Below are 25,371 nucleotides of genomic sequence, written 5' to 3'. Positions count from 1 at the left end.
GGCGGAGCCGCCTTGGCCCGGCTGCGGCGGAGCTAGTTGTCTTCCGAGTCTTTCTGGTTCCGCGCTGCCCGACGCTGCTCTTCGGCGCGAGCCCGGCATTGGCGCAGGAATTCCTCGTCGGCATCGGGGCTGGTTGCGACGGCTCGGCCCGGCTTCGCGTCGTACTCGGGGAAGTCAGAGTTGCTTCGCTGCCTAGAACCGGCGCCGCCCCAAATGCCACCGTCGATGGGCCGTCCGACCAACAGCCACACGATCGAACCGGCGAGCGGAATGAAGATCACCAGCAGTAGCCACATCATCTTGGGAAGGTGACGCACACCTGAGTCGTCGGCGGTGATGACGTCGATCAGGCAGAACACCCACAGGATCATGATGATCAAGCCGAGATATGGCACGTATGACCTCCCCAACGCGAGCGGGGCGCCTGCGCTGCAGGCTCCCGCAAGAAAGACCGGTCGGTCTTTCGCGTGGGGAACTATACATACGCGCGCGACGTCGCGCAGTTCGAATCAGACGAGCCGGTGCAGAGACCGCTCGATCGCCTCGACCCCCCGCTCCAGATCGGCCTCGCTCATCGTCAGCGCCGGTCGGAACCGTACGGCGCTGACGCCGCATCCAAGCGCGAGTACGTGCTCGGTGTCGCGAAGGTCGTCGACGAGCCGATCGCGCAGCGCCGCGTCGGGCAGCGTGAAGGCACACATCAACCCTCGTCCGCGCACCTCGGTCACGATGTCGTGGCGAGCGGCCATCTCGTGCAGGCGTCGCAGAAGTGCGTCGCCGAGAACTGCGGCCCGATCGATCAGATTCTCCGATTCGACGACCTCGAGGATTCGCCGCGCCCGCACCATGTCGGTGAGGTTGCCTCCCCACGTCGAGTTGATGCGTGACGACACCGCAAATACGTTGTTCTCGACATCGTCGACGCGGCCTCCGGCCATCACTCCGCAGACCTGCACCTTCTTGCCGAACGCCAGGACGTCCGGCACGACACCGAGTTGCTGGAACGCCCATGCGGTTCCGGTCATGCCCGCGCCGGTCTGCACCTCGTCGACGACGAACAGGGCGTCGAACTCGTGGCACAGATCGCGAAGTTGCTGCAGAAACTGCGGACGGAAGTGATTGTCACCGCCCTCGCCCTGGATGGGCTCGACGATCGCACACGCGATGTCGTGCGGGTTGGCCTCGAAAGCGAGTCGCGCCGCAGCGAGGGCGTCGGCTTCGAGTGCATCCATGTCTGCACCGGCGCGGATGTACGGCGACGGGATGCGGGGCCAGTCGAACTTGGGGAATCGTGCGACCTTGTTCGGGTCGGTGTTCGTCAGCGACATCGTGTAGCCCGAACGGCCGTGAAACGCATGCTCGAGGTGCATGACCTGGGTACCGAGTGCTGGGTCGATGCCGTGGGCCTCGTTCCAGCGGCTCTTCCAGTCGAACGCGACCTTCAGAGCATTCTCGACGGCCAGCGCCCCACCTTCGACGAAGAAGAGATGCGGTAGGCGCGGATCACCGAGGACTCGGGCGAAGGTGTCGACGAACTGCGCCATCGCCGTGGTGTAGATGTCGGAGTTGCTCGGCTTGTTCATTGCGGCCTGCAGCAGATCGGCCTTGAACGTCTCGTCCTCGACGAGCGCCGGATGGTTCATTCCGAGCGCGTTGGAGGCGAAGAAGGTGAACAGATCGAGGTATTCGGTGCCGTCACGGGCATCGACGAGCGTCGAACCGCGCGACGCGTCCAGATCGAGCACCATCGCAAAGCCGTCCGCCAGCATGTGACGGCCGATCGTGGAATGCACCGCACCCGGGGGGACGACCGTGGGTTCGGTGACGACCGTGGGTTCGGTCGGGATGGCGGGAGAGTGCAATACCTGCGTCATGATTGCCAAGATACCCGTTAATATTCCGTATGCAACCGGCTATGGCAGGAAATTTTACTGTCGCACTGCCTTCGACTAGATTGGGAAGAGCTGCCGACTCGCCCCGTCTGGCTCCAGCTCGACTTCACACGGAAGGTGGAAGTACATGTCCTCACCCGTCACCCACGATGAGTTGAGCGTTCGGACTCGTTCGATCCTGGATCGGCTCGGCGTGAGCGTCGATCTGGACGTCTCGCAGTCGCAGCTGCCGATCGTCGCGCGTTCGCCCATCACCGGTGGCAATCTGGGCTCGCTCGCCGCGGCAACCGTTGCGGACGTCGATGCCGTCATCGCCGATGCGAAATCCGTCTTCGCAGGGTGGTCCACGGTCCCTGCACCGGTTCGCGGCGGACTGATCCGGGAGCTCGGGGAACTGCTACGCGAGTACAAGGACGATCTGGGAGCGCTTGTCTCCATCGAAGCAGGCAAGATCGTGTCCGAGGGCCTCGGTGAGGTTCAGGAAATGATCGATATCTGCGACTTCGGGGTCGGTCTGTCCCGCCAGCTCTACGGAAACACCATCGCCACCGAGCGACCCGGCCACCGCATGATGGAACAGTGGCACCCCCTCGGCGTCGTCGGCGTGATCACGGCGTTCAACTTCCCGGTCGCCGTCTGGTCGTGGAACGCGGTGCTGGCCCTGGTCGCCGGCGACACCGTCATCTGGAAGCCGTCGGAGAAGACGCCGTTGACCGCGCTCGGAGTCCAGGCATTGTTCGAAAGGGCTGCTGCCAAGGCCGGCGTCGATCCCAAGGTCGCTCAGCTCGTCATCGGCGACCGGGTTGCGGGTGAAGCTCTCGTCGACGATTCGCGGGTGGCGTTGCTGTCGGCGACCGGTTCGACGCGCATGGGCCGCGCAGTCGCTCCCCGCGTCGCCGAGCGATTCGGCCGAGTGTTGCTCGAGCTCGGGGGCAACAACGCTGCGATCGTGACGCCGTCCGCGGACCTCGACCTGACCACGCGCGGCATAGTGTTCTCCGCCGCAGGCACTGCGGGACAACGGTGTACGTCGCTGCGCAGGGTCATCGCGCACTCGTCCATCGCTGAGGAACTTGTCGAGCGCATCACGCGAGCGTACGAATCGCTGTCCATCGGTTCGCCTCTGGATTCCGACACGTTGGTGGGGCCGCTGATCGACGCCCCGGCGTTTGCGGGATACGCGAAGGCTGTCGACGCGGCGGTGGGCGCGGGTGGCACCGTTCGGGCCGGTGGTCAGCGAGTCGACATCTTCGGTGAATACGCCTATTACGTGCAGCCGACTGTCATCACGATGCCTGCGCAGACCGATATCGTCAGACACGAAACGTTTGCACCGATCCTCTATGTGCTCACCTACGACACCCTCGAGGAAGCTATCGCGTTGCACAATGATGTGCCGCAGGGGCTTTCGTCGTCCATATTCACGACCGATCTACGCGAGGCAGAGCAGTTCCTGTCGGCAGCGGGATCCGACTGCGGAATTGCCAACGTCAACATCGGTCCGTCGGGCGCGGAAATCGGCGGTGCGTTCGGTGGCGAGAAGGAAACCGGTGGTGGGCGCGAATCCGGTTCGGACGCATGGAAAGCCTATATGCGTCGGGCGACGAATACGGTCAACTATTCCAACGAGCTGCCGCTCGCTCAGGGTGTGGAGTTCGGGTAGGTCAGTGCAGCAATCCCGCGACGAGGGAGTCCACGATGTCGTCGGTCGAGGTGTCCGGATCGATCGGGTATGTGAGTCGATCGAACAGCAGCCCGTCGATCGCGTAGTGGAAGAGCGCGACCTCGCGTGCACCGCCCGGTAGGCCGGCGGCGAGGTTGAACTCGACGTCGCTGCGAAAGTTGGATCGCTGCCAGCTGCCGAGAACGTCCCTGATTTCCGGGCGCCGTGATGCCTCCAGGCGGAGTTCGAACAGAGCGAGCGTGATGTCGCGATTGCCGAGCAATCGGGCGACGATGTCGCGCATGTAGTCGCCGAACAGCTCGGGACTCGGGGTCTTCGAGGCCAGTGTTCGATGGATCGTCGGGTCGGGCGCGAGCCGATCTCCGATGCGTTCGATCATGCCGGCGATGACGTCCGATCGCGATCGAAAGTAGTTGGAGCTGGTACCTTTCGGTACCTTCGCTTCCTCGTCTATCGCACGGTGTGTGAGCCCGCGTGCGCCCTCCCGCGCAAGTATGCGCAGACCGGCGTCGGCGAGCTCGGATCTGCGCTGAGGGTTGCGTGCCATGCGAAAAGACTAGCTGAACCACGACAGATGTCGTAGTCTGAGTTCGCATTCACTACAGCCGTCGTGATCGGAGAACACCATGCGTGAATTGGTCTACTACGTGGCAGTCAGTCTCGACGGATACATCGCCGCGCCCGACGACACCTTCGATGCGTTCCCGCAACAGGGCGACCACATCGACATGATCCTGGCGGAGTACACCGATACGATCCCGACGATCGGTCTGCAGATGACAGGCCTCGAACCGCCGCTGACGCGATTCGACACCGTCGTCATGGGGTGGAACACCTACGACGTCGGACGGCCGCACCCGTCGAACGGCCCGTACGGCCATCTGAGGCAGTACGTGTTCTCGAACGATCACATCGGCGCCGGCGTCGAACCTGCGGTAACCGTGACGAATCGGAGCCCGGTCGAGACTGTGCGAGAGCTCAAGCAGGACAACGGCAGTGCCATCTGGCTCGCCGGAGGAGGGGTTTTGGCCTCGGCGCTGATCGACGAGATCGACCGACTGATCATCAAAGTCAATCCGATACTGCTGGGCTCGGGAAAGAAAATCTTCGCAGACCGGGACTACGCGGTCGGTCGCGCCGACCTCGTCGCCAGCACGCCTTTCGGGTCCGGTGTCGTCGTCAACGAGTACACCATTGTCCGCTGAGTTCGTCAGTCGATCGAAATGCTGTGCGCACGAAGCTGTTCGACGATGCCAGCGGGGGGCCAGGCGGGGACGCGATACCGGACGGGGTCGAGCCCGTCCATCGGTCGCATGCCCGTGATCGACGATACGTCCTCGAACTGCACGTAGAACGGCGGCGAACCGTCGCGGTAGAACGCGACGAGATCGGTCTGGGGCAAAGTGCAGTCGACACCGTCGGCCCAGATCGTCACCGTCCGGGGCCCGAACGAGGTTGCCTTGACGGTCGCCGCCGCGACGTCGGAGCTGATCCGATCCAGCTCGTATTGTCGTGTGAGCCAACTCTCCTGCGCTGCATATTCTTTGGCTATGTGCACGCAGCGGGCCCGACTGCTACCTGGGTCCTCGGGGCGGACCTGATCGTATGTGACGACGGTACCCGCGTCGTCGACGGTGTACGCCTGCGGAGACAGTGATCGTGACGTATGCGTGTACTGGTCTTCGATCAGGCGGAAGTGCCTGGCGAGCAGCGCGGAATCGTCGCTCGGCACGACGTAGAGGGTATCGACGTCCGGTACGAAGGCTACCGGTGCACAGCCGAAGCGGCGACGGTGAGATTGGAGCCAGCCCGGATCCAGCAGCCACGAGGTGAAGTACTGCCCGCCCTTGTCGACGAGCCGTTGAGTCGCGCGACCCTTCGTCGGATCAGCGTGCTGCGTGATCGTCGCGAGATTGGATCGCGCTGCGGCGAACACGGTGGACGGGTCGACGCCCCACTTGCCGATCGTCTCCCACGACACGACTTCGCGATGGGCAGGCATGTCGACCACGACGAGCTCGTCGACGAGAGGGAAGACGCGACGGGAGAGCAGCAGACCCGACGGGGATCCGAGCGTGTAGGTCGACGGCTTCAGAACCGGCCTGAGCCGCGGAAGGGCGTCGTTCCAGTTTCCCGGCCACCCGTTGGAGGACATCGTCGTCGCCACGAAATGTGCGACGTGGGACTCCAGATCCAGTTCGGACGCATCTGCCGTGTCCCGAAGGAGATGGTCCAGTGGGAGCACGGCGCTGCCGTTGTACCTGACTGCGAATGCGGAGGTATCGAGATGCGGATCGGACCCACCCTCGCTCTGGACACGCTCGATGACCAGGCGTGCCAAACGCTCCTTCGGATTCTCGTTTCCCCCCACCTGGGTGATGGTAAGGGATGCGCGCGTCAGGTGGGCAGGTGATTCGACCGGTTTGGAGAAATCCCGATACGAATCTGCCAGCTGGGGAGTGGGCACACCACCTACTGTCCGCTGACGTCAGCAGCGATTGCCCCGATCATTCCGAGAAACTGGTGCCCACCGGATGGGTGCTCGACGAGCCGGGCGGACGGTAGTCGTGCTGCGTGCAGCGAGAGGTGGGTGAAGTCGACTACCTCGTCGTCCCGACAATGGTGCAGCGACAGCGCTGCCTCGGGCTCGGGCCCGGAGAACGCGTATTCGGGCACGTCCCAGCCGTCGGGGCCCCAGTCGGGCATCGCCAGCAACGTCGCTCTCGTCGGGACATCCCACCTCTTTTCGGCGAGTACCCGCAGCAGAATCGACGCCCCGAAGGAATGTGCGACGACGATGTCCTCCGGATCCAGTTCGCGCATGTATGACCGCACCGGCCCCGCCCACGACTCGTACGACATGTCCTCGTCTGGGAGCTGCGGCATTGTCGGAGCGATACCGAGTGCGTCGGACAGTCCGTCGACCAACACGCGATCCTCGACGTATCCGCCTGCGCCGTGAAAGAACATCAGCCGAGCCATTGCTCTCGCTACCTCCCCACGTACGCGGCCAGGTGTTGGCCGGTGACGGTGGAACCTGCGGCGATCAGATCGGCAGGCGTCCCCTCGAACACGATTCGACCACCGTCGTGACCTGCGCCGGGGCCGATGTCGATGATCCAATCGGCATGCGCCATGACGGCCTGGTGGTGCTCGATCACGATGACGGACTTGCCCGAGTCGACAAGCCTGTCCAGCAGTCCCAGGAGTTGCTCGACGTCGGCGAGGTGCAGGCCCGTCGTCGGCTCGTCGAGGACATAGATGCCGCCTTTGTCGCCCATATGGGTTGCAAGCTTCAGGCGCTGCCGTTCCCCGCCGGACAGAGTCGTCAACGGCTGCCCGATCTTGATGTAGCCGAGCCCGACGTCGACCAGTCTCGTCAGAATCTTGTGTGCTGCAAGCAGCTTCGAGTCGCCGTCGCGGAAGAACTCCTCGGCCTGTGCTGCGGACATCGCCAGTACCTCGCTGATGTCCTTGCCGCCGAAGTGGTAGTCGAGAACCGCGGCCTGGAAGCGCTTGCCTTCGCATTCCTCGCAGGGGATGGCGACGCCGGCCATCATGGCAAGATCACTGTAGATGACGCCGTTGCCGTTGCACGTCGGGCAGGCGCCCTCCGAATTGGCGCTGAACAGAGCAGGTTTGACGCCGTTCTCCTTGGCGAACGCCTTGCGAATCGGTTCGAGCAGCCCCGTGTACGTTGCCGGATTGCTGCGGCGTGATCCGCGTATCGCGCCCTGGTCGATGGCGACGACGTCGTCGAGACCGGACATCGAGCCATGGATCAGCGAGCTCTTACCCGACCCGGCGACACCGGTCACCACGACGAGCACACCGAGCGGGACGTCGACGTCGACGTTCTTCAGGTTGTGCGTGTCGGCTCCGCGAATTTCGACGACTTCGGTGTATTCGCGTACCGAATCCTTCACGGCAGCTCGGTCGTCGAAGTGATGACCGGTGATGGTGTCGCTCGAGCGCAGACCCTCGACGGTACCCTCGAAACACACGTTTCCACCGTTGGTCCCCGCGCCGGGACCGAGGTCGACGATGTGGTCCGCGATGACGATGGTCTCGGGTTTGTGTTCGACGACGAGGACGGTGTTTCCCTTGTCGCGCAACTGCAGAAGCAGATCGTTCATGTTCTCGATGTCGTGCGGATGCAGGCCGGTGGTCGGCTCGTCGAACACGTAGGTGACGTCGGTCAGCGAACTACCGAGGTGCCGAATCATCTTGGTGCGCTGTGCCTCGCCGCCGGAGAGCGTGCCGGCGGGCCGTTCGAGCGATAGATAGCCCAGGCCGATCTGCACGAACGAGTCCAACGTCTCCGACAGCGACTCCAGCAACGGGGCCACCGACGGCTCCTTCAGGCCACTGATCCAGGTCGCGAGATCACTGATCTGCATGGCGCAGGCGTCGGCGATGTTGATTCCCTTGATCTTCGACGATCGAGCCCCGTCGTTGAGACGCGTGCCATCGCAGTCCGGGCAGGTGTCGAACGTGACCGCGCGTTCGACGAACGCCCTTATGTGCGGCTGCATCGCGTCGACATCCTTGGACAGGAACGACTTCTGGATCTGCGGAACCAAACCCAGGTAGGTCAGGTTGATGCCCTCGACCTTGATCTTCGTCGCCTCGCGGTAGAGCAGGTCGTTCAGTTCGCGTTTGGTGAACTTCGCGATCGGCTTGTCGGGGTCGAAGTAACCGCAGCTGCGGAAGATGCGACCGTACCAACCCTCCATGCTGTAACCCGGGATCGTGATGGCGCTGTCGTTGAGGGACTTGCTGTCGTCGTACAGTGCTGTCAGATCGATGTCGCTGACCGAACCTCTGCCCTCGCATCGCAGACACATGCCGCCGGTGACACTGAACGTCCGCTTCTCCTTGGTTTCCCGGCCACCTTTGTTCACCGTCACGGCACCTGCACCGGACGCCGATGCGACGTTGAACGAAAATGCCTGTGCCGTACCGATATACGGCTTTCCGATCCGGCTGAACAGGATCCGAAGCATCGCATTGACATCTGTGGCGGTCCCGACGGTGGAGTGCGGATTGGCACCCATCCGCTGCTGGTCGACGATGATGGCGGTGGTCAGACCGTCGAGAAGGTCGACATCGGGCCGGGCGAGACTCGGCATGAACCCTTGGACGAAGGCGCTGTAGGTCTCGTTGATCATGCGCTGTGACTCGGCGGCGATCGTCGAGAACACGAGTGAACTCTTCCCCGAACCGGACACCCCGGTGAAGACCGTCAACCGGCGCTTGGGGATCTCGACGCTGATGTCCTGAAGATTGTTCACTCGTGCGCCCTTGACCCGAATGAGATCGTGGCTGTCGGCAACGTGGGGTTGGGGTGCTGCGGTCGACGTCCGTGCGACCATGATCTCGTCTGTCTCCATCTTCTTGGGCGTGCTCGAGTCTGCGAGGTCTTCTATAACGGGTTTGATCTAACCAGGACGCGGGAGCCCGGTCAGCTCAACGGACTTCCTGTATTCGTAGAAGGTTGCCCGCTGGATCTCGGACTGCGCAATCGCGCACGCCGTACGGCTGCTCGGTCGGCTCCTGGACCACGTCGGCGTCGGCTGCCTGGAGCTTGTCGAAGGTGACGTCCAGGTCGGGCGTCGCGAGCAGAAGGCCTGCGTACGTGCCCTTCGCCATCATCTCGAGGATCGTCCGACGCTCGTCGTCGGTGATGCCGGGATCGACGGCGGGGGGCGTCAGGACGATGGAGGTGTTCGGCTGGCCGGCTGGTCCGACGGTGATCCAGCGCATGCCGTCGTATCCGACGTCGAGGCGTACCTCGAACCCGAGCAGGTCACGGTAGAACGCCAGTGCGGCGTCGGCGTCGTCGTGGGGGAGAAACGAGGAATGAATTGTGATGTCCATGTCCGAGAACGCTAGTGGCGCATCCCGGTCCCCGCTTCTCGATTCCTGATCAAAAGCGAGCCTGATCAAAAGCGAGCCTGATCGAAACGAACTCGGCGCCCATCCGAGATGGATGGGCGCCGGGTTGGACAGCTGGGTGCTACCGAGCGGGGGTAACCGTCGTCGTGGTCGGGACGGCTGCCGTGTTCGGCGCGACCGAGGCGGCGGCTCCCGGAGTCACGGCGACGGAAGCTGCGGCGGGATCCTGAGCGGGCAGCTGGCCGTCGACCGGGAGGACCGGATCGACGGGGAGGGCTGGATCGACGGGGACGGCCGGGGCAACCGGAAGCGCGGCGCCAGGCTGAACTGCGACGCCCGGAGCGGCGACCCCCGTCGGGGCTGCCGTCGTCGTGCTGGCGGCCGCGGTAGTGGCAGTCGTGGTTTCGGACAGCACGACCATGCGCGCCTCCTGCTGCACTTCCTTGGACTTGATCGGCTTGCCTGCCTCGGCGTCCTTGGCAAGCTGGGTCAGCCAGGCCGCTGCGTACTGGGCCGACGTGAGGGGCTTGCCGTTGGATGCGTCGGAATCGCGCCAGTAGTCGAAGTGGGCACCCGTTCCTGGTTCGAGGGTCTGGCCGTACGGATCGTTCATGGCGACTGAAACCGTGTCGGTGTTGGATCCGATGAATCCGATGATCTCCTTGGCGACCTTCGACGGTAGGTAGGCGAGATTGACGGCTGTTTCCGCGGGAAGCGGCTCGCCGTTCTCGTCGGTCTTGGCGGCAACCTTGCTGGTCGGGTCGGCCGGTGTGTAACCGGGCTCGGACACCTTGATCAACACTTCGAGGAACGTTTCGTCACCGGCGAGCCAGTTGTCCTGGCTGGTGATGTCGGCGAATGCTGCGACGGCGATGCGGCCCAGGGTCATGGCCAGGTCGGCGCCCGTCGCGGGGGTGAGAGTGTTGTCGCGTTGCATGGTGTCGACGTCCAGCTGGCGTCCTACGTTCGCTGCGAGATGCAGCAGCGACGTGTTCTGGGGCATCGCGCACGTCAGGTCTCGCTGCGAGCAGAACGACGCAACTTTGCCGTCGAGCGCGCCGAAGCTTCCCGAGGTGGACGGCAGTGCGCCTGCGCCGCCGGGTCCACCGGTTCCGTTCTGGTATTTCGTGTCGAATCCGTCGGGATTGGTTCCGGATTCCGAACCCGGGAACGGACCTTCACCGTCGGTGCGTCCCGCGTCGGCGAGAATGACGACGCCGACGACGTTGTTGGGGTCGACGATTGCGTACTGGCCGTTCTCGGGTGTCTGGTTGCCGATCTCCATGGCTGCGCGCCGCGTGACGTCCGCGCCTTCGCTGTAGCCGACGATGGCGAAGCGGGTATCGGGGCACGAGGCGGCAATTGCGTTCATGACCGACTTGGTGTTCTCGACGCCGGTGCCGACGGAATCCTCGTAGCTCGACATGTCGGCGGGGTACTCGATGTACACCGCGGCGTACGAGCCTTCCTGCACTGCGCCGTTTGGAGCGCCGACCATCTGATCGATCCAGTCGCTCTGAAAGTCGTCGGCAAGCGCGGCCGGGAGGGGCTTGCCGTCGGGCGTGGTGAGCATCTTGGTTTGACCGGTGCGAGGAGAGTCTCCACGCCCGCCGACGGCGATGCTGACCATGTCGTAGCACGTCGCAGTCGATACGAGTTCGACCTGGGCGTCCGATGTCGACAGCTTGTCGGTCGTCAGTACCGCGGCGCCGACGGCCATGGCTCCCAGGGACACGAACGCGACAGCACTCGTGGCGAGTCGTCGCCGGTTCGCCGGTCTGCGGGTCGTGAAGCGTGAAGACAATGGACCATCCCAATCAGTCGTTTCCCGTTGCGATTTCGAGCTTGTGCTTACGGGTGGTTCCGGGTTGCACGCGCATTCCGGCACCGACACCGTGCGGTGGGTTACTTGGGATTCGCCGCAGGAACGCCGGGCGTTACACATTGGAAAGGTGTCGAATTCGGCGTCCGAGACCGGATCGAGACGCTTATACCCTAGGGGGGTATGGTAGACAGAGTGAAGAGGAGAGGGGTGCAGAACGTGACGACGACGATCAAGCTCGCGGGCTTCGTGCTCGGAATTACAGCGGTGTTCTTTCTTGCCTATGTGATCGGTACTGCGGTCGGACCTGTGGGCGTGGAAACGCCTGTGAATCATGAGCATGCGCAGGTCGAGCATGTGGAGGTCGAGCACCGATGACCGAGACGGAACTGATCCTGGGCGGTATGACGTGCGCGTCGTGCGCCAACCGGATCGAACGTAAACTCAACAAGCTCGAGGGCGTGACCGCGACGGTCAACTACGCCACCGAGAAGGCACGCGTCACGTCCGACGGCGTCCCTGCCGAGGATCTGATCAAGGCTGTCGAATCGGCGGGCTACACGGCGTCGCTCCCGGCGGAAGAGCCCGAACCCGAACCTGAGACAGACCCGATGAAGCAGCGCCTGCTGGTGTCGGCGGCGCTCTCGATTCCGGTGATCGCGATGGCAATGATCCCGTCGCTGCAGTTCACCAACTGGCAGTGGTTGTCGCTGACGCTCGCTGCGCCGGTCGTGGTGTGGGGCGCGTGGCCGTTCCACCGGGCTGCGTGGACCAACCTCCGCCACGGCACGTCCACCATGGACACCCTCGTTTCCATGGGAACGCTCGCCGCACTCGGTTGGTCGCTATACGCACTGTTCTTCGGCACCGCGGGAACCCCGGGCATGAAGCACCCGTTCGAACTGACGATCGCCCGGATGGACGGATCCGCCAACATCTATCTCGAGGCGGCAGCTGGGGTCACCACATTCATCCTGGCCGGCCGCTACTTCGAATCGCGGTCGAAGCGTCGAGCAGGAGCTGCACTGCGCGCGCTGCTCGACCTGGGAGCCAAGGACGTCGCAGTGATGCGCGGTGGCGTCGAGCAGCAGGTACCCGTCGGTGAACTCGCGGTCGGCGACGTGTTCGTGGTCCGTCCCGGCGAGAAGATCGCGACGGACGGTGTCGTCGAATCGGGTGCATCTGCCGTCGACGTCTCGATGCTGACGGGCGAATCCGTGCCGGTGGAGGTCGGCGAGGGAGATTCGGTCGTGGGGGCGACGGTCAACGTGGGCGGACGGCTCGTCGTGAAGGCCACCCGGATCGGCTCGGACACACAGCTCGCGCAGATGGCGAAGCTCGTCGAGGACGCGCAGACAGGAAAAGCGCAGGCGCAGAAGCTGGCCGACCGTATTTCGGGCGTTTTCGTCCCGATCGTCATCGCCATCGCCGCCGCGACCCTCGGGTTCTGGCTCGGCACAGGCGGATCTGTTGCCGCCGCATTCACTGCGGCAGTAGCCGTTCTCATCATCGCGTGCCCCTGTGCGCTCGGTTTGGCGACCCCGACTGCGCTGATGGTCGGCACCGGCCGCGCCGCTCAACTCGGCATCCTCATCAAGGGACCCGAAATTCTCGAATCGACGCGGCGCATCGACACCGTCGTTCTCGACAAGACCGGTACGGTCACCACCGGTGAGATGACACTGCTGGCAGTCCATCCCGCAGACGGTGAGGATCCCGACGAGGTTCTCTCGCTCGCAGGTGCCCTGGAGTCCGGATCCGAGCACCCTATCGCGCGAGCGATCACCAGCGCGGCAACGGACAAGGCCCTGGTCCCCGGCGTCGAGGAATTTGCCAACCAGGCAGGTCTCGGCGTCACCGGCATCGTCGACGGTCGGGCCGTGGTCCTCGGCCGCGCGACACTGCTGGCCGATTGGTCCTCGCCGCTTCCTGCCGAACTTCTCCAGGCCATGGCCGACGCCGAACGCGACGGTCGTACTGCCGTCGCCATCGCGTGGGACGGCAAGGCTCGCGGCGTGCTTGTCGTCGCGGATGCCGTCAAGCCGACGTCGAAGCAGGCGATCGCCGAACTGCGCGCTCTCGGCCTCACTCCGGTGATGTTGACCGGGGACAACGAGGCGGCCGCGAAGAAGATTGCCGCCGACGTCGGCATCGACGAGGTCGTCGCCGGGGTCCTACCGCAGGGCAAGGTGGAGGTGATCGAGAGGCTGCAGGCAGAGGGCAAGGTGGTGGCGATGGTCGGCGACGGCGTCAACGATGCCGCGGCACTGGCCACAGCCGATCTGGGATTGTCGATGGGAACCGGCACCGACGTCGCCATCGAGGCAAGCGACCTCACCCTCGTACGCGGTGACCTTCGGGCCGTCGGCGACGCGATCAGACTCTCGCGTAAGACGCTGACGACCATCAAGGGCAACCTGTTCTGGGCGTTCGCATACAACGTCGCAGCAATCCCACTCGCTGCTGCGGGCCTGCTCAATCCGATGTTGGCGGGTGCGGCGATGGCGTTCTCCTCGGTGTTCGTGGTGACCAACAGTCTGCGATTGCGGCGCTTCTCTGCTGCATAGGTCAAGATGGAGGCATGGCTGACGCAGAGGACGTACCGATCCGCGACGAGTCGATTCGGCTCGGGCAATTCTTGAAGCTGGCGAACCTCATCGAGTCCGGTGCCGAGGCGAAGAGCTTCATCGCCGACGGCCTTGTCAGCGTCAACGGGGAGGTCGACGTCAGGCGTGGGCGCCAACTCCATCAGGGTGACGTGGTCTCGATCGAGAACGGTCCCGCAGCTCGTGTCGCCAAGGAGGCGGCCCTGTGAGCGGGACTGTCGGCAAGAGCGGACTGCGCAGGGCTCAGGTACCCAGCGCATTCGACCAGGATGCCTCGTCCTACGACCGTCTCGTCGGGGCCAACCCCGGTTACCACGAGCATCTCGCCAAATCGGCGGAGCGCCTGCGACTTCCTGGGCTCGGCGACGGCCTACGACTGCTCGACATCGGTTGCGGCACAGGTGCATCGACGGCCGCGCTGTTGAAGGCCGCGCCGCACGCGGAGATCGTCGCGGCGGATGCGTCGGCGGAGATGCTCGAGGTCGCGCGCGCTAAGAAGTGGCCGCCGAACGTGACGTTCGTGCACTCTCGTGTCGAGGACCTCCGTGACAACGGCGTCGACGGCCCGTTCGACGGCATTCTCGCGGCCTACCTGATCAGAAACGTGGATGATCCGGACACCGAGCTGAAGTCGTTGCTTTCCCTGCTGAAGCCGGGGTCGTCCATTGCGTTCCACGAGTATTCGGTCAAAGAGTCACTACGTGCCAGGATCGTCTGGACGCTCGTGTGCTGGGCCATCATCATTCCGCTCGGCTACGCAGCCACCCGCGACCTCACTCTCTACAAGCACCTGTGGCGCAGCGTGGCCAGCTTCGACGGCGTCCGCGAGTATTCGCGCCGAATGCAGCGAGCCGGCTTCACCGGTGTCAGCAACGAGACCATGACGGGTTGGCAGAACGGCGTCGTACACACCTTCCTGGGAGCACGACCGGAGGAGACGACATGAGTGACCGTCGGCGCGTGGTGCATACGGCTCCCCCCGGATATTCGTCCGCGGAGTCGCTGTCCGCAGTTCCGCGGGTCGCCGTGGTCGGCGGTGGCATCGCCGGTCTCAGTGCGGCAACAGCTTTGGCCGAGCGTGGAGTATCCGTCGTAGTTCTGGAACAGGAAGGGTATCTGGGTGGACGCGTCGGCGGATGGTCGACGACGCTCGACGACGGCTCCCCGGTGACGATGAGCCGCGGCTTCCACGCCTTCTTCCGGCAGTATTACAATCTGCGGAACCTGTTGGAGCGCAGTGATCCTGGCCTGACGCGGTTGCATGCGGTCGAGGACTACCCGCTGATCGACGGCGACGGCCGAATCGACGGATTCAAGGGTCTGCCGCCGACGCCGCCGTTGAATGCGTTTGCGTTCGTCAAGCGAAGTCCGACGTTCAAGTGGCGCGATCTCGGCAACCTGAGCGGATTGGCGGCGCTGCCGTTGATGACGGTCAGTGTGCCCGAGACGTTCGACAAGCTCGACGACGTCTCGGCCGCCGAGTTCCTGCGTCGCATCAACTTCCCCGAAGCCGCACGGCATCTCGCGTTCGGCGTGTTCTCGCGCAGCTTCTTCGCTGATCCGGAAAAGATGTCGGCGGCCGAGCTGGCGATGATGTTCCACATCTACTTCCTCGGATCCTCGGAAGGCCTCGTCTTCGATGTTCCGACCGGTCCCTATCCCCAGACGCTGTGGGATCCGTTGGGGGAGTACCTGTCCGGGCTCGGAGTCGAGATCCGAACCGGCGTGTCGGTCGAGAAGATCGAGCGTGGGTTCACCGTCGACGGGGAGAAGTTCGACGCAGTCGTGCTCGCGACCGACGTCGGTGGGCTTCGGAAGCTGGCCGGCAATCTGGGGACCGACGAGTGGCGCAGTGACGTAGCGGCGTTGGAGAACACACCTGCTTTCCTCGTGCACCGCGTCTGGCTCGACAAGCCTGTGAACGCTGATCGGCCCGCGTTCATCGGGACCGGCGGAATGCCGCCGATCGACAACATCAGCATTCTCGAACGATTCGAGGACGAGGCTGCCGAGTGGGCCGCCCGCACTGGTGGATCGGTCGTCGAACTGCACGCCTACGCTGCGACCGATTCCGAGGAACTCACGCGCGAGCAGTTGATCGCGCGGATGCACGAGATCTATCCGGAAACCGCGTCGGCTGTGGTGGTGTCCTCGCGCTCTGAGTGGCGGGACGACTGCCCGATGTTCGGGCTCGGCCATTTCGCTCGTCGGCCCACTGTGCGTACCCCCGAGCCCGGTTTGGTTCTCGCGGGCGACGGGATCCGCATCGATCTGCCGGTGGCTCTGATGGAACGGGCAGCGACGACGGGTCTGCACGCGGCCAACACCCTGCTCGCGAGCTGGGGAGTTGCCGGGCACGACATCGTGACAGTCCCGGTCAAGGGGCGGTTCCGGATGTTCGACAAGATCGACTCGTGGACGGCAGGGTTGCAGAAGGCCTGATGCGGCCCTCGAGGGGGAGCTAGCACCATTTTTGCCGACCTGGCACCCCTGTTCGCCTCCGAGCGTGTGTGCTAGCTCGGCAAAAAGGGTGCCAGGTCCACTGCCCGGGTCGACCTACAGCCCGGGCCGACCTACAGCGCTACAGGCCTCTCGACCGCAAGTCGTACCGACGCTCGGCGTAGTCGAGGTCGTCTTTCCACAACCGCGCGGCGGTCCAGCCCATTGCCGGCCTGATCAGGGGCGCTACCTTGCGAGCAAAACGAAAGCCAGGGCGGTCCGAGCTCGCAACCGTCGCCTCGATGACCGCGGTCCGAGGCTTACCGTCGGGACCGGGAGCCATGGGTGTCGCGTGCGTCTCGACGACGCTTCCCGCGCCCTCGCCTTCGAGGATCCGCATGACGATGGTTCGTGGACCTGGGCAGACGAATTCTGCGCGCACCGGTACGCCGATTCCGCGGCTGACGCGGAAAGTGACGTCGACGAGGAACCGGTCGTCCTCGTCGGGGACATCGATGTCCGTCGGCGCCTCGATGACCTTCAATCTCGCAAACGAATACGGATGGAACCACGCGCCGTGCCACGGGTCGAGGCGATTGGCGACGACGTCGTCCGGCTCACAGATGCCGGTCAGGGTGACTACTGCGTCCACGCTCGTCGACGACGGCGGTCTGATCGGGACCACGGGCACCGGCGTCGGCTCCTCACCGCCGAGCTCGTCGAGACGTACCCACACCAGGATTCCGTCGTCGAATGCCGGTAGAGGCCGCCAGCCCGGACGACCTTTCGGCCCGAGGGGCATGCCGTGCCACAGGCAGATCAAGGTGTCGCACTCGATCTTTGCCTTGTCCAGGGGTGCACCGAGGTGAGGGCACGCACCGGGGGCGATGTGGATGCCGCCGGTCTCGTCGCGCCACGCCACGAGTTCGGTGGTGCCGATGTTGCGGCCGAACGGTTCTTTGGTGCCGATGTCGCGGCTCGCGGCGAAGACGAACCAGTTACCCGACGGTCTGGTCTTCGCCCTCTTGAGGGCGGATTCGATGACTTGGGGGTTGGCGCCCTTCCAGGTGGGCTTTTGCTTCGCCCACGCTTCGGAGGGCAGCGGTTGCAGCGGTAGGTTCTTGGGCCACCGGTTACGGAGGGCGTCGAGTGCGACCATGCCTCCAGTATGCGGAACGAGCGTCTGGGGCGCCCGTGAACAGGAGGCATCCTTGCAAAAGGGAATGCCCAGGCGTTCCTTCCTACAACCTAGATGTTCGTTTACAACGTCGATCCGGGTTGTAAACGAACATCTCGGTTGTGAGGAGTGGGCTCGATCCACGGATCCCTACAGCCGATGACATGGACCAGCCTCCGTCGCCAGTGATTGACAGGATGCTGTCAACTTCCTAAGCTGACAGCACACTGTCAACCACGGAGGTAGCTATGAAGACCATCGCGCTCTACGCAACGGATACCATGGCCGATTGGGAGTACAGCTACATCGTGGCTGGGATTGCGATGGCTCGGGAGCAAGGCTCGGATCGGTATCGACTCCAAGTCCTGTCCGACGGCGGGGGCGCTGTGACCACTCTCGGTGGCATACGGATCCTGCCCGACGGTGATCTCGCGGATCTGACCGACGTAGCGGCTCTGATCCTTCCTGGAGGCGGCTCGTGGGGGCAGGGTCATGCGAAGGTTCTCGATCTCGCCGTGGACCTACTCGCGAAGGGCGTTCCTGTCGGCGCTATCTGCGGTGCGACGCTTGGGCTGGCTCGTGTCGGTGCGCTCAATTCCGTACCCCATACGAGCAATGCGCCCGAATTCCTCGCTGCGGCAGCCGAATACACAGGTGGCGAGCTCTATCGAGACGAACGAACTGTCGTGGGCGGCAATCTCGTCACCGCACCGGGAACGGCGCCACTCGAATTCTCCAAGGCGCTCTTCGAGATCCTCGAACTCTTCCCGCAGCCCATCATCGACGCCTGGTACGGGCTGTACAGCACAGGGGAGAAGAAGTACTTCGAGCAACTGCAAGGCGCCCAGTGAGAACGACTGCCGGAGATGCCTTGACGTCCATCGTCCTGCCGGCCTTCGAGCTCAACGGTGAATTCCTGGCGGCAGCAAAGGATATCGCCGAACCTGCTGGTCTGACGCCTGCGTGGTGGCAGGTGCTCGGCGCGACGCTGGACGAGCCGATACCGGTGGCCGAGATCGCGCGTCGAGTAGGGCTCGGCCTTGCCCGACAGAGCGTGCAGCGGACCGCGGACATTCTCGTCGAGAAGGGCTGGGCGGAGTACGTCGAGAACCCGAACCACGCCCGCGCCAAGCTGGTGCAACCTACGCCGGAAGGACACAACACGCTCGCGAAGCTGCGGAAGAATCAGCATGCTTATGCCGACGCCGTGGGCAACGAGGTGGGTGAGGACGAAATCTATCGGGTGCTCGAGGGTATGCAGAAGATCATTGCCGCGTCGAGGCGCTACCGAGGCAGCAGCGACGAGTAGTACTCCTTTTGGGAGGGGTAGTAGTCGTCGAAGTTGGGTAGCGGCAGGCCGTCACGGGAGGCGATCAGCATGTCCAGGTAGTACTCCCACCCGGGTCCGATGTCTCCCAGCCCCTCGGCGTCGCGAAAGTGCTGAATGAATGTGATGGTAGTTCCGTCTCCGACTTCGGCGAGTACTGCTTCCAAATCCCAGCCATCGGAGGTCACGGCCAACCGGCGTGGTGGCTCACAGGCCTCGACATGCATGTCCATCCACGGCGTACCCTCCTCGAAGGTCAATTGAACCCGAATCGCATTGTCGAAAACCCGTTCCCACGGGCCGTACCACAGCGCGGTGCGGTCGGATTCGGTGAGGCTGGCCCACACGTCCTCGCGGGGCGCGGCGATGGCTCTGGTGATCTCGAGGTCGATACCGGTGTCGGTGCTGCGAAGAATGCCGCTCGGAGTTGGGCTCATGGGGTGCATTATGCACCGGGCCTGCCTGGCCCGCGAACGATTCAATGTCGGAGATCGTGGCTGTCGACAGGGTGCGTCATGAGTCTTGGCGGCTCGCCACGATTGCGAAGTTCAGCGGAATTCTCGGCGACTCAGGCGGCAGCGTCCACCCCTCGGCGCAGGATACGAGCTGGGGGAAGGCTGCCCAGTCCATATAAGGAAGTTCGGCGACCGCGTCGATGTGAAGCCCGGCGTGTAGGAGTGAACTGATGATCTCACCGAGGTCATGACGCCATTCGTGGTTGAGCGTGTGCTTTATTCGCCCGGTCGACTCTTCGGTGTAGGTCCCGGAGTCCTCGTACGTGCGCGGCTGCCCGTCTCCTAGATAGTCGTCGGTGATCTCCCACGGTGAAAATGCCATTGCGCCGAGGATCGGATGGTCATCGCGGATCAGAAATATGCCGCCAGGCTCGAGAAGGTCGTGTATCGACTGAGCCCAGCTGGCAAGCTCCGGTAGCCAGACGATTGTTCCGGCACTGGTGACGATCGTATCGAATCGTCGTCCGATCAGTGCCGAGGCGAATCGGGCATCACCTTCTACCCAGGTGATGTCGCGGTTGTCGGCGGCCGCGATGCGAGCAGCGTGTTGCAGAGAGTTCGGCGACAGGTCGAGTCCGTGCACGTTGATCGCGCCAAGCCGTGCCCACGAGATGGTGTCGGTTCCGATATGGCACTGCAAGTGCAGAAGTGAACGATCTACGACCCCGGACTTCGGCAGATGAGGGGCAAGGATCGATAGGTCGTTCAGCACCACCGAGGAGATGTCTGCTCGGTCGGCTATGAAGTTGTCGACTCCGTACAGATCGGAACGGGCGTGAACTTCGGCCCGATCATCCCAGTTCGCCTTGTTGGCGGCGATGGCTTCCATCTCGTTCATCAATGCTCCCTCGACGTCGATGTGTAGCACCGCATCTTTGTATCACACGCGTGATATATAAAAATGGAGCTTAGACTTGATCTGTGCCCGTGCAGGTTGATGCCGATCAACGTCGACGTATCGTGGCCGAAGCGGCACTTCGACTTGCCGTCGACGAGGGCCTAGCTAGCGTGACATTCCGCAAGGTCGCTGCGGCCGCTGGCTTGAATATTGGGTCGGTCCGTCACTACTTCCCAGATCACGAGTCGCTCGTGGTCGCGGCCGTGACCGAGGCGGGCGACCATATGGGCAGACGCCTCGCACTTCATCCCGCTCCTGGACGGGCAGCAGGCGATGCCGCGCGGAAACACTTGTTTGATGTTGTAGCCGAACTGATTCCACTGGACGATGAGAAGCATCGAGAAGCGATCATCCTGATGGAGGTTATCGCGGCCTCCCGCATGAATTCCGCGTTCGAGCCCGTTGTCCGGCAGATGGCGACCGACCTGAACGCGGTTCTCGTAGATGCTCTCGAGCAGATTGGCGTTGCTGACCCGCGCCAGGAAGCGGTCCGTCTCGCCGCTCTCATCTCGGGTCTGTCACTCAACGCAATCACGCCTCATGGTTCGCTCGATCGGGCGACGATTCGAGCGGTGCTGCACGGCCACATTGCGGCCCTCTGACGGTGATCTGCGGGCTTCGCCTTGTCACGAAACACCCAGGAGGCGAAGGATTCCGGTTGTCGAAGCAGCGGCGACGACGATTGCGACAAATGGCGCCTTTTTCCACGCCAACAGGGCCGCGACCGCGACGCCTGCCGGAAGAGCGACTCCCGCGAACCCGTTGTCGACGACGAGTGCGGACGTGGCGACCAAAGCCACGAAGATGACGGCGACGCTGACGGACGTGAGCTGCTCGACGCGGGGCGAGAGGGTCATCCGGGTTCGGAGTAGGGGACCGGCAACTCGAAATGCCATCGTGCCTACGGCGAGCGCGACGATGGGAAGGACGAGATTCATGCGTTCACCTTCGTTGCGACGTAGGCCGGTATCACTCCGAGAAGCGCAAGGAGGACCGGGAGGCCCGGTGGAAGGACGAGCGCTGCGGCCACTGCGATCGCCGCGCCGATCAACGCTGCGTTCCTGGTGAGAGCGTCCCGCAGGGCGGGCATGATGAGGGCGATCAGCACTGCTGGAAACGCTGCATCGAGCCCGAGGGCGGCGGTGTCGGTGATCTGGCCGCCGAGAAACGCGCCGATCAACACACCGGTGTTCCAGGCGACGAACAGTCCGATTCCGCACAGCCAGAACGCAGCGCGCCGCCGGGTGCGCTCGCTTTCCATCGCTGTGAATGCCACGGCTTCGTCGGTGATCAGATGCGATCCGAGGAGCTTTCGCGGCCAGGACGTGCCGTCGAACGTGTCGCTGATAGAGAAGCCGAGCGGGACGAGTCGAGTGTTGACCAGCAACGCGCTGGCGACCGCAGCCAGTGGATTACCTCCTGCGGCAAGCACTCCCACGAGAATGAACTGTGCTGCACCGGCGAACACGAACACCGACATGGCGACGGGAACCCAGATCGGCAAACCCGCACTCACCGCGATAGCGCCGAACGATGCGCCGACGAGACCGTCGGCGAGACACACGAGCGCGATGTCGCGGGACGGAGACGAGGGCGGTGTTCGCAATATCGAACGCATGGACGCAATAGTGAACGAAAGTCGGCCGTTCGTCAAGGCGAACGATCGCCCGATAGAATGACCCCATGATTCAGCCTAGTGCTCCCATCGCTGCCATTGCGGCCTCACTCCAGCGTGAGCGCAAGCGCGTCGGGCTCTCGCTGGCGGAGGTCGCACGCCGAGCGGGAATCGCCAAGTCGACGTTGTCGCAGCTCGAGGCCGGCACCGGGAACCCCAGCGTGGAGACCCTGTGGGCGTTGAGCGTGACACTCGATGTGCCGTTCGCTCACCTCGTCGAGCCGGCCAAGCCTCGGGTCCAGTTGATTCGCGCCGGCGAGGGCCCCGGGATCGCGTCGGACACCGCCGACTACGTCGCCACCCTGCTGGCGTCGTGTCCACCGAATGCGCGCCGAGACATCTACCTCATCACCGCGCAGGTGGGGGAGCCGAGAAGGTCGGATCCGCACTCTCCTGGCGTCGTCGAGCACGTGGTTCTGTGCGCGGGCCGTGCCCTGGTGGGGCCGACCGACGAACCCGTCGAACTCCACCCCGGGGACTACATCAGCTACCCGGGCGACCTGCCGCACACCTTCGAGGCGTTGGATTCGAACACAACTGCGGTGCTGGTGTCGGAGCATGTGTAGGAGGGCGCTCCGCGCCCAGTGGCACGATTAAGTATGTTGGAGTGCACTTTTTCGCGCCACTGGGGGCGGAGCCCCCACTGATCCCGCGTCACCAACACGCCTACGTCGACCCGGCGTAGGCCATCAGGATCACTGAGCGACCGAACCGAATACACGTGCGACGCACAGCCGGAAACGACGAGCGCGAATCGAACATCTTTGGCATGGTGGAGACCATGCAGCGGCGCACGGGCGAGTGTCGGTCCGCGCGACCGATCTCAGGGGCAACCCCTGGGTGGGAAAGAAGAACTGGGCACTGCGTCCGACGCCGGTCCGCACGCTCCGCGTGCACGGCGGCGCCGAGTACGAGAGATTCAGGTCGCCCGTCGCCGCTGCACTCTGGATCGCGATGACGGAGCGCCAGTTCAACCCACACATGGCGGCGTTTCTCGCGCAACTCGTGTGCGATGTGCCGTGGACCCGCGAACGTCTGGAAGAAGCGTTCATGCCGATCCTGGGGGAGAGGGCGTCGCGGCTCGCCGACCGGTTGATCGAGCTGTACCCGTCGCCGCCGTTCGACGACACGTCCGTGTACCGGCTCATCGCGGAGCTCCCACGAATCCCCGAGGCGACATCGCACGAACCTGTACGTCGGAGCGACAGCCCGAAACCATGGCGCTTCGACGTACCTCGCTACGTCACCACTGGCGACCTGGCCGAATCGCTGAATCTCACGATCCCCGAGATCGAGTGGTTCGCCGACGCCCACTCGCGTCTCACCACGGCGTCTGCGCCGCTGCGGCACTATCGAACCACCGCGATTCCCAAGCGTGTCGGAGCTCGTCTGCTCGAGATTCCGAAGCCACGACTGCGCGAAATCCAGCGAAAGATACTGCGACGCATCCTCGATCACGTTCCGGCGCACGGTGCGGCCCATGGATTTGTCAAGGGTCGCAGCCCGCGTACGTTCGGGATACCGCATGCAGGCAAAGACGTAGTGATCTCGGTCGACCTGAAGAACTTCTTTCCATCGATCGGGATCAGCCGGGTGATCGCGATTTTCGATGCGCTCGGTTATCCCCGCAGCGTGGCATGGAATCTCGCGTTCCTGTGCACGACGAGCACCTCTGCCGGCCAGCTGAACGGATTGCCCTATGCCACAGCGTCATTGCTCCGAACCAGACATCTTCCCCAAGGGGCGCCGACGTCTCCGGCGCTGGCAAACCTCGCTGCACGGATGCTCGATATCCGTCTGACCGGCTTCGCTCGGTCGATGGGGCTGCGGTACAGCAGATATGCGGATGATCTCGCGTTGTCCGGCGACGCGGACGTCGACAAAGTCCTGTGGGTTGCGAGGCGGATCGTCACCGACGAGGGGTTCTCCCTGAATCCGCTCAAGACCCGGGTGCGGCGCGCGCACGAACGCCAGCAGCTCACCGGCCTGGTCGTCAACGATTGGCCCGCTGTGCCGCGGCGTGAATACGACGAGCTCAGAGCAATCCTGCACAACTGCGCACGTACCGGTCCGACCAGCCAGAACCGCTCCGACATGGAGGATTTCCGAGCACACCTCTACGGGCGGATAGCTCGCATCGGTGAGACGAGCCCGACAAGGCGTCGTACATTGCTCGAGATGGCGGAACGAGTGGACTGGACCTGAACGCCCGTCAGGACGCGCGGATCAACTCGACCTCGCCGATGCATCGGCATCCGCCGGTGATCTCCTCGCACTCGAGAACGAGTGAGTGACGGACGTACTCGAGGTCCACGCAGGCCGGCTCGGTGCATTCGGCGTCGCCGACCGCGTGGATCACCAGTGTTCCTTCGCAGCTGTCTTCGCTGTTGTGCCGCATGAACGCTCCCTTCCGTGTCTCCTCATTCCTATCACCGGCCTACGACAAGTCCGGGAGAAGAGATGCGTGTTCGACGCCTGAGCTGGTTGCCCGGACCGGTGATACCGCTAGCATCACCGCATGGCTACCCCACACGACAAGATGTTCTTCGGCGACAGCATCATCGACAGCCGCGAGGCGACGCTGGGGGTAGCCACGTCGGCGGTGCTGTACGGACTGAGCGTCTACACGGTCTTCCCGGTTCACGTTTCCGGTACTTCGCGTACCGCCTTCCGGTTGCGTGACCACTACCAGCGCCTACTCGAGTCGTGCAAGATCATCGGTATCGACAGCTTTGCGCCGCAGTGGACGTTCGATCGGTTCGTGAGCGTGGTGCGCGAGGTCGTCGCAGCGAACGATCCCCAGAGCGAGGTGTACGTGCGCGCGACCGTGCACGTCGACGAATCGATACCGGGAACTCGGGTTCGAGGGCTGAGTACGACGATGTCGATATTCCTCTACGACGCCGTCCCGATCGTGCCGCAGGACGGTATGCGACTCAAGACAAGTGTGTGGCGTCGTATCCCGGACAATGCGATTCCATCACGCGCGAAGGTGAACGGGGCCTACGTCAATTCTGTTCTGGCAAAGCAGGATGCGATCGACAGCGGATTCGACGATTGCATCTTCCTCGATATCAACGGCCACGTGTGCGAACTCAGCGCGGCCAACATCTTCCTGGTGCGTGGCGGTGTGTTGATCACACCCGACGTCACCAGTGACATCCTCGACGGCATCAACCGTCGAACCATCCTCACGCTGGCACGTGAGGAAGGGATCGAGGTGCACGAGAGGACCGTAGATCTCACCGAGTTGTACATCGCGGACGAGGTTTTCGTATCCGGCACCTCTGCTGGTGTAGCGCCGGTCCACCAGATCGATGGCAGGACGATCGGCGATTCGCCTGCGTTGGGTCCGGTGGCGTCCACGTTGCGCAAGAGGCATCAGGCGGCGTTGACCAGCGTTGAAAGCCACGACTGGGTCACTGTGCTGTGACCTCG

General features: G+C 63.8%; 27 protein-coding genes. 13 read left to right on the top strand and 14 right to left on the bottom strand.

The window, feature by feature from the left end:
* Positions 1-32 precede the first annotated feature (32 nt).
* Both WDS16_RS21895 and lat read right to left on the bottom strand, forming a co-directional pair.
* Positions 33-395: a PLD nuclease N-terminal domain-containing protein gene (locus WDS16_RS21895; protein WP_338887659.1), complete on the bottom strand. Its 363-nt coding sequence runs from the start codon at positions 393-395 to the stop codon at positions 33-35.
* A gap of 114 nt (positions 396-509) precedes the next feature.
* Positions 510-1,874: an L-lysine 6-transaminase gene (lat, locus tag WDS16_RS21890; protein ID WP_338887657.1), complete on the bottom strand. Its 1,365-nt coding sequence runs from the start codon at positions 1,872-1,874 to the stop codon at positions 510-512.
* A gap of 145 nt (positions 1,875-2,019) precedes the next feature.
* Here lat and WDS16_RS21885 point away from each other — a divergent pair, with 145 nt between their 5' ends.
* The gene (locus WDS16_RS21885) at positions 2,020-3,555 is read left to right on the top strand and encodes an aldehyde dehydrogenase family protein (RefSeq protein ID WP_338887655.1); all 1,536 of its coding nucleotides are present in this window, start codon (positions 2,020-2,022) and stop codon (positions 3,553-3,555) included.
* A gap of 1 nt (position 3,556) precedes the next feature.
* Here the strand turns inward: WDS16_RS21885 and WDS16_RS21880 are convergent, their stop codons facing one another.
* Positions 3,557-4,123 (bottom strand): TetR/AcrR family transcriptional regulator, encoded by a 567-nt coding sequence (locus WDS16_RS21880; protein WP_338887654.1) that lies wholly within the window; start codon positions 4,121-4,123, stop codon positions 3,557-3,559.
* Between the two features lie 79 nt (positions 4,124-4,202).
* Here WDS16_RS21880 and WDS16_RS21875 point away from each other — a divergent pair, with 79 nt between their 5' ends.
* On the top strand, positions 4,203-4,781 hold the full coding sequence (locus tag WDS16_RS21875) for a dihydrofolate reductase family protein (protein ID WP_338887653.1): 579 nt from the start codon (positions 4,203-4,205) through the stop codon (positions 4,779-4,781).
* A 5-nt stretch (positions 4,782-4,786) separates the two neighbouring features.
* On the opposite strand, the gene WDS16_RS21870 is transcribed toward WDS16_RS21875, so the two are convergent.
* The 5 genes from WDS16_RS21870 to WDS16_RS21850 all read right to left on the bottom strand — a co-directional run bounded on the left by WDS16_RS21870 (position 4,787) and on the right by WDS16_RS21850 (position 11,278).
* A complete protein-coding gene (locus tag WDS16_RS21870) occupies positions 4,787-6,043 on the bottom strand; it encodes a hypothetical protein (RefSeq protein WP_338887651.1) in 1,257 nt (418 codons plus the stop codon).
* Between the two features lie 5 nt (positions 6,044-6,048).
* A complete protein-coding gene (locus WDS16_RS21865) occupies positions 6,049-6,558 on the bottom strand; it encodes an alpha/beta fold hydrolase (RefSeq protein WP_338887650.1) in 510 nt (169 codons plus the stop codon).
* 8 nt (positions 6,559-6,566) lie between these two features.
* Positions 6,567-8,969: an excinuclease ABC subunit UvrA gene (locus WDS16_RS21860; RefSeq protein ID WP_338887649.1), complete on the bottom strand. Its 2,403-nt coding sequence runs from the start codon at positions 8,967-8,969 to the stop codon at positions 6,567-6,569.
* A gap of 76 nt (positions 8,970-9,045) precedes the next feature.
* Positions 9,046-9,456 (bottom strand): VOC family protein, encoded by a 411-nt coding sequence (locus WDS16_RS21855; RefSeq protein WP_338887648.1) that lies wholly within the window; start codon positions 9,454-9,456, stop codon positions 9,046-9,048.
* 139 nt (positions 9,457-9,595) lie between these two features.
* Entirely contained in the window at positions 9,596-11,278 is a 1,683-nt protein-coding gene (locus tag WDS16_RS21850; protein ID WP_338887647.1) for a cutinase family protein, read from the bottom strand.
* A gap of 213 nt (positions 11,279-11,491) precedes the next feature.
* Between WDS16_RS21850 and WDS16_RS21845 the strand changes: the two genes are divergently transcribed.
* Genes WDS16_RS21845 through WDS16_RS21825 form a run of 5 tightly spaced genes read left to right on the top strand, consistent with a single transcriptional unit; the run spans position 11,492 to position 16,344 of the window.
* Positions 11,492-11,674 carry a hypothetical protein gene (locus WDS16_RS21845; RefSeq protein ID WP_338887646.1) on the top strand — a complete coding sequence of 61 codons (183 nt, stop codon included), beginning with the start codon at positions 11,492-11,494 and terminating at the stop codon, positions 11,672-11,674.
* The gene (locus WDS16_RS21840) at positions 11,671-13,863 is read left to right on the top strand and encodes a heavy metal translocating P-type ATPase (RefSeq protein WP_338887645.1); all 2,193 of its coding nucleotides are present in this window, start codon (positions 11,671-11,673) and stop codon (positions 13,861-13,863) included. The genes WDS16_RS21845 and WDS16_RS21840 overlap by 4 nt, the downstream gene beginning before the upstream one ends.
* Positions 13,864-13,877: 14 nt before the next feature.
* Positions 13,878-14,111 carry an RNA-binding S4 domain-containing protein gene (locus WDS16_RS21835; protein WP_338887643.1) on the top strand — a complete coding sequence of 78 codons (234 nt, stop codon included), beginning with the start codon at positions 13,878-13,880 and terminating at the stop codon, positions 14,109-14,111.
* Complete coding sequence (locus tag WDS16_RS21830; protein WP_338887642.1) at positions 14,108-14,848, top strand: class I SAM-dependent methyltransferase; 741 nt, start codon at positions 14,108-14,110, stop codon at positions 14,846-14,848. Before WDS16_RS21835 ends, WDS16_RS21830 begins: the two co-directional genes overlap by 4 nt.
* The gene (locus WDS16_RS21825) at positions 14,845-16,344 is read left to right on the top strand and encodes a hydroxysqualene dehydroxylase (protein WP_338887640.1); all 1,500 of its coding nucleotides are present in this window, start codon (positions 14,845-14,847) and stop codon (positions 16,342-16,344) included. Before WDS16_RS21830 ends, WDS16_RS21825 begins: the two co-directional genes overlap by 4 nt.
* Positions 16,345-16,483: 139 nt before the next feature.
* On the opposite strand, the gene WDS16_RS21820 is transcribed toward WDS16_RS21825, so the two are convergent.
* A complete protein-coding gene (locus WDS16_RS21820) occupies positions 16,484-17,500 on the bottom strand; it encodes a DUF5914 domain-containing protein (protein ID WP_338887638.1) in 1,017 nt (338 codons plus the stop codon).
* A 266-nt stretch (positions 17,501-17,766) separates the two neighbouring features.
* Between WDS16_RS21820 and WDS16_RS21815 the strand changes: the two genes are divergently transcribed.
* On the top strand, positions 17,767-18,369 hold the full coding sequence (locus WDS16_RS21815; protein WP_338887637.1) for a DJ-1/PfpI family protein: 603 nt from the start codon (positions 17,767-17,769) through the stop codon (positions 18,367-18,369).
* On the top strand, positions 18,366-18,827 hold the full coding sequence (locus WDS16_RS21810; RefSeq protein WP_338887636.1) for a helix-turn-helix domain-containing protein: 462 nt from the start codon (positions 18,366-18,368) through the stop codon (positions 18,825-18,827). Before WDS16_RS21815 ends, WDS16_RS21810 begins: the two co-directional genes overlap by 4 nt.
* Here the strand turns inward: WDS16_RS21810 and WDS16_RS21805 are convergent.
* Together WDS16_RS21805 and WDS16_RS21800 are read right to left on the bottom strand one after the other, a co-directional pair.
* Entirely contained in the window at positions 18,803-19,282 is a 480-nt protein-coding gene (locus WDS16_RS21805; RefSeq protein ID WP_338887635.1) for an SRPBCC domain-containing protein, read from the bottom strand. The two genes, WDS16_RS21810 and WDS16_RS21805, sit on opposite strands and share 25 nt — an antisense overlap.
* Before the next feature lie 76 nt (positions 19,283-19,358).
* Complete coding sequence (locus tag WDS16_RS21800; protein ID WP_338887634.1) at positions 19,359-20,198, bottom strand: class I SAM-dependent methyltransferase; 840 nt, start codon at positions 20,196-20,198, stop codon at positions 19,359-19,361.
* An 83-nt stretch (positions 20,199-20,281) separates the two neighbouring features.
* Between WDS16_RS21800 and WDS16_RS21795 the strand changes: the two genes are divergently transcribed.
* Positions 20,282-20,860 carry a TetR/AcrR family transcriptional regulator gene (locus tag WDS16_RS21795; RefSeq protein WP_338887633.1) on the top strand — a complete coding sequence of 193 codons (579 nt, stop codon included), beginning with the start codon at positions 20,282-20,284 and terminating at the stop codon, positions 20,858-20,860.
* A 24-nt stretch (positions 20,861-20,884) separates the two neighbouring features.
* On the opposite strand, the gene WDS16_RS21790 is transcribed toward WDS16_RS21795, so the two are convergent.
* Both WDS16_RS21790 and WDS16_RS21785 read right to left on the bottom strand, forming a co-directional pair.
* Positions 20,885-21,196, bottom strand: coding sequence for an AzlD domain-containing protein (locus WDS16_RS21790; RefSeq protein WP_338887631.1), 312 nt, complete (start codon positions 21,194-21,196; stop codon positions 20,885-20,887).
* A complete protein-coding gene (locus WDS16_RS21785; RefSeq protein ID WP_338887629.1) occupies positions 21,193-21,876 on the bottom strand; it encodes an AzlC family ABC transporter permease in 684 nt (227 codons plus the stop codon). The genes WDS16_RS21790 and WDS16_RS21785 overlap by 4 nt, the downstream gene beginning before the upstream one ends.
* Before the next feature lie 65 nt (positions 21,877-21,941).
* Here WDS16_RS21785 and WDS16_RS21780 point away from each other — a divergent pair, with 65 nt between their 5' ends.
* Both WDS16_RS21780 and WDS16_RS21775 read left to right on the top strand, forming a co-directional pair.
* The gene (locus tag WDS16_RS21780) at positions 21,942-22,499 is read left to right on the top strand and encodes a helix-turn-helix domain-containing protein (protein ID WP_338887628.1); all 558 of its coding nucleotides are present in this window, start codon (positions 21,942-21,944) and stop codon (positions 22,497-22,499) included.
* 274 nt (positions 22,500-22,773) lie between these two features.
* The gene (locus WDS16_RS21775; protein ID WP_338887627.1) at positions 22,774-24,138 is read left to right on the top strand and encodes a reverse transcriptase family protein; all 1,365 of its coding nucleotides are present in this window, start codon (positions 22,774-22,776) and stop codon (positions 24,136-24,138) included.
* Between the two features lie 7 nt (positions 24,139-24,145).
* On the opposite strand, the gene WDS16_RS21770 is transcribed toward WDS16_RS21775, so the two are convergent.
* On the bottom strand, positions 24,146-24,331 hold the full coding sequence (locus WDS16_RS21770) for a hypothetical protein (RefSeq protein ID WP_338887626.1): 186 nt from the start codon (positions 24,329-24,331) through the stop codon (positions 24,146-24,148).
* 120 nt (positions 24,332-24,451) lie between these two features.
* On the opposite strand from WDS16_RS21770, the gene WDS16_RS21765 reads away from it, so the two are divergent.
* Complete coding sequence (locus tag WDS16_RS21765; protein ID WP_338887625.1) at positions 24,452-25,366, top strand: aminotransferase class IV; 915 nt, start codon at positions 24,452-24,454, stop codon at positions 25,364-25,366.
* The last annotated feature ends 5 nt before the right edge of the window (positions 25,367-25,371 follow it).

The organism is Rhodococcus sovatensis, from assembly GCF_037327425.1.
GTDB lineage: Bacteria > Actinomycetota > Actinomycetes > Mycobacteriales > Mycobacteriaceae > Rhodococcoides > Rhodococcoides sovatense.
This window is presented reverse-complemented; position numbering and strand designations above follow the sequence as displayed.

Bases quoted from the DNA above. Each gene is read 5' to 3' on its own strand.
- lat (WP_338887657.1), bottom strand. From the start codon at position 1,874: ATGACGCAGGTATTGCACTCTCCCGCCATCCCGACCGAACCCACGGTC.
- WDS16_RS21885 (WP_338887655.1), top strand. From the start codon at position 2,020: ATGTCCTCACCCGTCACCCACGATGAGTTGAGCGTTCGGACTCGTTCG.
- WDS16_RS21880 (WP_338887654.1), bottom strand. From the start codon at position 4,123: ATGGCACGCAACCCTCAGCGCAGATCCGAGCTCGCCGACGCCGGTCTG.
- WDS16_RS21875 (WP_338887653.1), top strand. From the start codon at position 4,203: ATGCGTGAATTGGTCTACTACGTGGCAGTCAGTCTCGACGGATACATC.
- WDS16_RS21865 (WP_338887650.1), bottom strand. From the start codon at position 6,558: ATGGCTCGGCTGATGTTCTTTCACGGCGCAGGCGGATACGTCGAGGAT.
- WDS16_RS21860 (WP_338887649.1), bottom strand. From the start codon at position 8,969: ATGGAGACAGACGAGATCATGGTCGCACGGACGTCGACCGCAGCACCC.
- WDS16_RS21855 (WP_338887648.1), bottom strand. From the start codon at position 9,456: ATGGACATCACAATTCATTCCTCGTTTCTCCCCCACGACGACGCCGAC.
- WDS16_RS21840 (WP_338887645.1), top strand. From the start codon at position 11,671: ATGACCGAGACGGAACTGATCCTGGGCGGTATGACGTGCGCGTCGTGC.
- WDS16_RS21835 (WP_338887643.1), top strand. From the start codon at position 13,878: ATGGCTGACGCAGAGGACGTACCGATCCGCGACGAGTCGATTCGGCTC.
- WDS16_RS21825 (WP_338887640.1), top strand. From the start codon at position 14,845: ATGAGTGACCGTCGGCGCGTGGTGCATACGGCTCCCCCCGGATATTCG.
- WDS16_RS21820 (WP_338887638.1), bottom strand. From the start codon at position 17,500: ATGGTCGCACTCGACGCCCTCCGTAACCGGTGGCCCAAGAACCTACCG.
- WDS16_RS21815 (WP_338887637.1), top strand. From the start codon at position 17,767: ATGAAGACCATCGCGCTCTACGCAACGGATACCATGGCCGATTGGGAG.
- WDS16_RS21805 (WP_338887635.1), bottom strand. From the start codon at position 19,282: ATGAGCCCAACTCCGAGCGGCATTCTTCGCAGCACCGACACCGGTATC.
- WDS16_RS21800 (WP_338887634.1), bottom strand. From the start codon at position 20,198: ATGAACGAGATGGAAGCCATCGCCGCCAACAAGGCGAACTGGGATGAT.
- WDS16_RS21790 (WP_338887631.1), bottom strand. From the start codon at position 21,196: ATGAATCTCGTCCTTCCCATCGTCGCGCTCGCCGTAGGCACGATGGCA.
- WDS16_RS21785 (WP_338887629.1), bottom strand. From the start codon at position 21,876: ATGCGTTCGATATTGCGAACACCGCCCTCGTCTCCGTCCCGCGACATC.
- WDS16_RS21780 (WP_338887628.1), top strand. From the start codon at position 21,942: ATGATTCAGCCTAGTGCTCCCATCGCTGCCATTGCGGCCTCACTCCAG.
- WDS16_RS21770 (WP_338887626.1), bottom strand. From the start codon at position 24,331: ATGCGGCACAACAGCGAAGACAGCTGCGAAGGAACACTGGTGATCCAC.
- WDS16_RS21765 (WP_338887625.1), top strand. From the start codon at position 24,452: ATGGCTACCCCACACGACAAGATGTTCTTCGGCGACAGCATCATCGAC.